The organism is Shewanella sp. MF05956 (assembly GCF_059758055.1).
Map to the genome: position 1 here is coordinate 352,005 of NZ_JCAYNV010000003.1, position 6,535 is coordinate 358,539.

Consider the following 6,535-nt stretch of genomic DNA (forward strand, 5'->3'; position numbering starts at 1 on the left):
AACTCAGGGGTAAGGACACATATCATGAAAACATTCACAGCACTGGCAGTATTACTGATGTTAAGCAGTAGTGCTCAGGCTGCCTTTAATCATAAAGATGCACTGCAAGGGCCCTTTGCCAATGGTCCCGAAGTCACCACACAATGCTTAACCTGCCATAAAGAACATGCCGAAGACTTTATGAAATCTTCTCACTGGACATGGGAGCTAGAGCAAGAGTTACCAGGACGTACCGTCAAGCGTGGTAAAAAGAACAGTATTAACAACTTTTGTGTGTCGATCTCGGGTAACGAGCCACGCTGCACCAGTTGCCATGCCGGTTATGGTTGGAAAGATTCAACATTCGACTTTAAAGACATGACCAAAGTGGACTGCTTAGTGTGTCACGACACCACAGGGACTTACATGAAAGACCCAGCGGGTGCCGGTGAAGTATTTGGTAAAGTAGACTTAGCCAGAGTAGCCCAAAATGTGGGTGCGCCCGTACGCGATAACTGCGGCAGTTGCCATTTTTACGGCGGCGGTGGTGATGCGGTTAAACATGGCGACTTAGACTCGTCAATGTCTTACCCTGATCGCGAAACAGATGTACACATGGACACCGACGGTAATGACTTTCAATGCCAAGAATGCCACGTGACTGAAAAACATCAAATCAGTGGTAATGCCATGGGCGTTTCACCTGGAGGAGAAACCAAAATTGGTTGTGTCAATTGTCATGACGACGCGCCGCATCAAAACAAAAAGCTCAACACCCATACCGCAACCGTGGCATGCCAAACCTGTCATATTCCCACTTTTGCCAAAGTAGAACCAACAAAAATGCGTTGGGACTGGTCTGCAGCAGGGCAAGATCTTAAAGACACCACTGATGAAAATGGCAAGCATACCTTTAACAAAAAGAAAGGCAGCTTTATTTGGCAAAAAGATGTGCCACCACAATACGCCTGGTTTAATGGCAACGCCGACGCCTACATGGCTGGCGATAAAATTGACCCGACTAAAACGGTAAAACTCGCTTATCCATTAGGTAATATTAACGACCCTAAAGCCAAGATTTATCCTTTTAAAGTGCATACCGGTAAGCAAATTTACGACACAGAACTGAATATTTTACTCACACCAAAAACTTACGGTGAAGGTGGATATTGGGATAAATTTGACTGGGATCTCGCCGCTAAACTGGGCATGGAAGCGAACCCAACCATGGTAGAAAAAGGTCTTAAATACAGTGGTAAACACGGTTTTGTTGAAACCGAAATGTGGTGGCGTATCAACCATATGGTGACCCCAAAAGACAAAGCATTACAGTGTAATGACTGCCATAACAAAGGCGATCGCCTAGATTGGAAAGCCCTAGGTTACGATGGCGACCCCATGAAAAACCGCAAAGGGGCTAAACACGCTACGGCTAAATAGCTGAGTAAAAGAGCATGCATCAATGCTAAAAACCAAACCGCCATCGACTTATCGATGGCGGTTTTATTTCATATAAGACTTTACATCATCGCTAACAAATCTAATCCCTGACACTCAACATCGTGTTCAATACCACTTAGCGGATCGCTAAACCGTAAGCGTTTGGCCAATAACTGCAATGGTTTATCATAATTATCTGGCCCCTTAGGCTGTAACACCGGGTAAAAGCGATCATTGAGTATTGGCATACCCAAACTCAACATATGCACTCTTAATTGATGAGTTTTACCGGTAATAGGGCTGAGCTCAAACAAACCCAAACCGTCTTTTACCGCCACCAGACTTATTTCAGAATGGCTATTTTCTTCGCCCTCAACCACCTGCATAGTAAAGCTAGGATTAGCCGCAACAATACGATTTTTAACCGTCCAATGCAGCGGTAACTCACAGGTGTTGTCGGCTAATTGCGCTAATAAATCTGGAGTAACCTTGGCGATAGCTTGATAGTCTTTAGTGATCTTGTCGTCTAAAAAAAGCTGGTGGTAGGCATGACGCGTTAGCGGGTTTAGTGTCATTAACATCACCCCAGCAGTATCTTTATCAAGCCGATGGGCAGGCGCTACGGTATCGATTTGCGTGGCAATACGTAATCGATGCACCAGGCATTCGTTAACGAAATTACCGCCTGGGGTTACCGGTAAAAAATGCGGTTTATAAACAATAATGATATCGCTGTCTTGATGAAGTATTTGTTCATAAAACGGCACTTTGGTTTCAGCCTTTACCTCACGATAGTAATAGACTCGTGCCGTCGCTTGATACTCACTCGTCGCATCAATTAACTCACCATGTTGCCAATGCACCTTGCCTTCATTAATGCGCTGTTGCCATACGCTGGCATCAATTTGTTTAAAATGATCAACCAAAAACTCAAAAACGGTGGAATATGATTTACCCGCCAATTCGCTTTCACGAGGTAGCACAATATACGAAGGTTGCGCCGCGATGGCTGAGGTTGAATGTGGGGCTAAATCGTTTGAGAGTGAATCGTTTGAGTCTGAATTTGGCATAAAATGGGCTATGTACAAACATTGGCAAAGGGTAATCCCCCTATGTTATCAGTGTATCGCCCCTGATGCACCGCTTACACATCGACATGAGATTTAAGCAACTGTAATACAAAATCCATGGTTTTATGGCAGTTTGGCTGCTCAACTAATACTAACTTATCGCGACTATACATAGGTAACACTTCAAGCCAACGCTGGCTAACCCAGGTGGCATCCTCTAAATGCACTTGCGAATACAGCTCAAGTAAATCAGGGTTCACTTGATAAAATTGCTCCAGCGCCGCACTGATAATTTCAAACTCACCTGCTATCGGCTCCTGACTCCAGTTTTGACAAGGTAAGGCACGGGCAATCCAGCTGCCATCGCGCTGCTGCGCTGCGGATAAGATTTTTACTCGCTGCGATCCTTCAATCACAATGCTTAAACTGTTGTCTGCTAATTGATTAAAATCGATGATATTGCAACGAGTGGCGGTGATGTAACAAGGGAGTTCGCTATTGGCTTTTAGCGCTGCAAAGGCAAGTTGATAATGGCCCTTTAACACTAGGGCAATCATGCTGAGATCGCACGGTGACACAACACGGATCTCGAGTCGTCCACCGGGCAATAACACGCCATCTTGAATTAATAACGCCATTTCTTGTGTTTGCATAGCAGCCTCCCACACCAAAGGTGAAGTTACTGAACCAAAATCAAATCAATAGAATAAGTGTAGCAGTGGTCAATATTTCAACAACATAAGCACCATAAATAATGCTAACTGACGACATTGACCTGCAATTGCGCACACTCGACTAGTTAATTAGACCTAGTTTAATTAGGCTATATTTCATACAAACAACAAATTCAAACAAAAAGTCCTATTTTCACTCAAGGTTACAGACGTTCAATCCTATCCATAATGTTACCCTTTGCCACTATCTCAGCAAATTCGTCAGCAAGCACCTGGCTTTGCTGCACGCTTTGTTGCCAATAAGCGATGCGACTGTCGCTATCGAGGTGTTTAAAATCTTCACGATCTGGAATTTTACCAAAGGGTAAGCTGGCAATAAATTGCTTACTCGGCGCTAAAATCAGTCCATTGTGGTAATTAGCTTTGGCTTTGCGCCACAGTAACGACTTATCAAACCAACCCGGACTCATGTAAGGGTAAAAGTGAGGATACAAACTCAAACCTGTCGCTGCAGGCAATGGCATATCAAAATGATAATCGGTAATGCCACCATCGTAATAATGACCTTTAGGCGATCCTTGCAGATCTTTCACCGGATCAAGCAACAAAGGTATCGATCCTGTCGCCAATAAGCCATGACGAATATTCTCTTGCGTCAGTTCAACTTGCTTGGTGGGTAAGTCTTTTAAGCGTCTAAACGGAGATGCCGCATCTTTATGACTTAAAATCACCCGCTCAAAGTGCCAGCCTAAACTTTTACGATTAACAATATTGCTTACCGCGGCCATCGACAAACCGACCATTAAGCCAAATTTTGCATGGATGCGGTTTAAATGACGTGCACGACACGCCACCATATGATGTCGAATTAATGGGTTTGCTAAAATATCAGCGCCCTGTTGCTCGCCCAAAATACCGTCAACAATCTTAAGCACTTGCGCGCTCACTTGCTCACGCGTCGGCTTAGCCACGTCATAACGTTGGTTAATATAAAAATGCTCAAAGCGCTCATAAGCTGCCAATGGATTCTGCTGCGCCATACAGGCTAAACGCCATGCGCCAGACGAAGCCCCCATGGTATAGAGCGGATCTTCTCGCCCTTGAAAAAATTCGCTGAATAAATATTTATCTAATCCAGCGATGGCAAGCCACTTCGGCCCGCCTGATGCAGCAAACAACTGAGTAAATAATGATTGTTCTAAGCCATTCGCTTCTATTTGTGCGTAAGCGGTAGGTCCAGCAAGTAAACGTAATGCAGGCAATGTACAATCCTTCTTATTTTTCTAATGCTGATTTTTCAGTAAAACTGTATGCTTTAACAAGTTATCATGTTTCTATCGTTTACACCTTACGGAATTTTTATGATTGTCGATACCCTAGCAAACCGTCACCTTTATACTCAGCTTAGTCCTCGTTTAGCCACGGCACTAGCGCACCTTGCTGACACTGACTTTAGCCAACTTGAAATCGGTAATTACCCATTAGATGGCAAAGATATTTTTGTCATTGTAAATGACTACCAAACCAAGCCAAAAGAAACACAGCCTTTTGAAGCACACGAAAAGTACATTGATGTGCAATATGTGGTTAGCGGCGAGGAAGAGTTTGGCTATTTACCGTTAGCAGACCAAACGCCGTCTAAAGCGTATTTTGCTGACCACGATTATGCTAATTACGACTATGAATCAAATAAACAAGATGCTGCCTTTATTCCGTTAAAAGCAGGGATGTTTGCCTTGTTTTTCCCAGGTGACATCCATATGCCAGGCACCAGCGCCTTACCGCAACAGGTGCGAAAAGTCGTGATAAAAGTGCGGGTGTAACATTCGCGTTGACGGCTCATCATTATGATTAAAAACTCAGCAGCTGGTCTGACTCCTTATTGGCGCAAGTTCTGCTAGACTGATTTGAGTGATATGAGTTTTTAATGACATAAGATTTTAGTGACATAAGTTCTAATGAAACGATTAGGGCTACGTTTTGCACATTAAGCGCCTATATACGTTCAGAGTCAAAGCAGACTTAACATACAGATGAGCAATACTAAAAAACAAAACAGCACGCCACAAGTACACATACCCTGAGTAGTATAAAAAAGGCCCCGAGACTCTCCGCTTGGGGCTTTTTTTATGGCAGAAATTCAGCGGCTGCATTTTTTAATGCTATGACGATTAATCCTTGTTAAAATCAGCACAACTTTATAGGAGAGTCTTTCAATGGCAATGTATGTAGTGGGTCACAAGATCCCTGATTCAGATTCAATTTGTGGTGCTATCGCATTAGCATATTTAAAAAACCAAATCGGCGAGCCAGCTATCGCGGCACGTTTAGGTGAATTATCACCAGAAACCGCCTTTATTTTAGAAAAATTTGGTTTTGAAGCGCCAGAATACAAAACCAGCTACGCTGGCGAAGATGTGTATATTGTCGACCACTCTGAAATCACTCAAGCACCAGACGATATTGCCCAAGCGACTATCGTTGGGATTGTTGATCACCATAAACTAGGCGATTTAACCACTTCTACTCCGTTAGAATGTTGGATCCGTCCAGTAGGTTGTAGTAACACCGTCATTAAAATGATGTACGATTTTTACCAGGTAAAAATCCCAGCCAACATCGCAGGCATCATGATGTGCGCGATTTTAAGCGACACGGTTATTTTTAAATCGCCAACTTGCACCACTGCTGATATTCGTTGCGTTGAAGCCTTAGCTGAAATCGCCGGCATTGAAGATTTTAAAGAAGTCGGCATGGACATGTTTAAAGTCAAATCAGCCGTTGAAGGCACGCCAGCGCGCGACCTTGTAATGCGTGATTTCAAAGACTTCAACATGAACGGAAACCTAGTGGGTATCGGCCAATTAGAAGTGATCGACTTATCGGTTTTTGACGACATTAAAGCTGACCTAGAAGCGGACATCGCTAAACTAAAAGTCGAAGGCAACCGTCACAGCGTATTACTACTGCTTACCGATATCATGAAAGAAGGCTCAGAAATGTTAGTCGTTTCTGATTCTGCTGATTTAACAGAGCGCGCCTATGGCAAGCCAACTGTTAATGGTCGTGTATGGTTAGATGGTGTATTAAGCCGTAAGAAACAAGTGGTTCCATCACTGCAAGACGCGTTTACAAGCTAATACGTGCAAAATTAACTGCGTGTTAATTTAATCCGTGATGAAAAACAAAAAAGCTGAATCCATTGATTCAGCTTTTTTTATACCCAAACAGGCTTAATGAGAACTGTAAGCGTCCGGGCAAGTACGTCTTCAACTGCGCTCATCGAGCCTTTATCTTAACGACTGATAATGACATCAGGAGTTAACATGGCTACACGTTCACATCAAGATTGGGCTGCTTTGATACAACAGC

6 protein-coding genes are annotated in these 6,535 nt (G+C 43.5%); 3 read left to right on the forward strand and 3 right to left on the reverse strand.

All coding sequences use genetic code 11. From position 1 onward, the window contains the following. Window positions 1-24 precede the first annotated feature (24 nt). The gene (locus AC19MX_RS05265) at window positions 25-1,419 is read left to right on the forward strand and encodes a tetrathionate reductase family octaheme c-type cytochrome (protein ID WP_498296840.1); all 1,395 of its coding nucleotides are present in this window, start codon (window positions 25-27) and stop codon (window positions 1,417-1,419) included. An 80-nt stretch (window positions 1,420-1,499) separates the two neighbouring features. Here AC19MX_RS05265 and AC19MX_RS05270 read toward each other — a convergent pair whose 3' ends face one another. The 3 genes from AC19MX_RS05270 to AC19MX_RS05280 all read right to left on the reverse strand — a co-directional run bounded on the left by AC19MX_RS05270 (window position 1,500) and on the right by AC19MX_RS05280 (window position 4,425). Continuing rightward, window positions 1,500-2,489, reverse strand: coding sequence for a pseudouridine synthase (locus tag AC19MX_RS05270; protein ID WP_498296841.1), 990 nt, complete (start codon window positions 2,487-2,489; stop codon window positions 1,500-1,502). A gap of 74 nt (window positions 2,490-2,563) precedes the next feature. Beyond that, window positions 2,564-3,142: an LON peptidase substrate-binding domain-containing protein gene (locus tag AC19MX_RS05275; RefSeq protein WP_498296843.1), complete on the reverse strand. Its 579-nt coding sequence runs from the start codon at window positions 3,140-3,142 to the stop codon at window positions 2,564-2,566. A 224-nt stretch (window positions 3,143-3,366) separates the two neighbouring features. Continuing rightward, window positions 3,367-4,425: an alpha/beta hydrolase gene (locus AC19MX_RS05280; RefSeq protein ID WP_432400110.1), complete on the reverse strand. Its 1,059-nt coding sequence runs from the start codon at window positions 4,423-4,425 to the stop codon at window positions 3,367-3,369. A gap of 99 nt (window positions 4,426-4,524) precedes the next feature. Here AC19MX_RS05280 and AC19MX_RS05285 point away from each other — a divergent pair, with 99 nt between their 5' ends. Together AC19MX_RS05285 and AC19MX_RS05290 are read left to right on the forward strand one after the other, a co-directional pair. Continuing rightward, on the forward strand, window positions 4,525-4,986 hold the full coding sequence (locus tag AC19MX_RS05285) for a NanQ anomerase/TabA/YiaL family protein (RefSeq protein ID WP_432400111.1): 462 nt from the start codon (window positions 4,525-4,527) through the stop codon (window positions 4,984-4,986). A gap of 393 nt (window positions 4,987-5,379) precedes the next feature. Further along, window positions 5,380-6,303 carry a manganese-dependent inorganic pyrophosphatase gene (locus tag AC19MX_RS05290; RefSeq protein ID WP_432400112.1) on the forward strand — a complete coding sequence of 308 codons (924 nt, stop codon included), beginning with the start codon at window positions 5,380-5,382 and terminating at the stop codon, window positions 6,301-6,303. Window positions 6,304-6,535 lie beyond the last annotated feature (232 nt).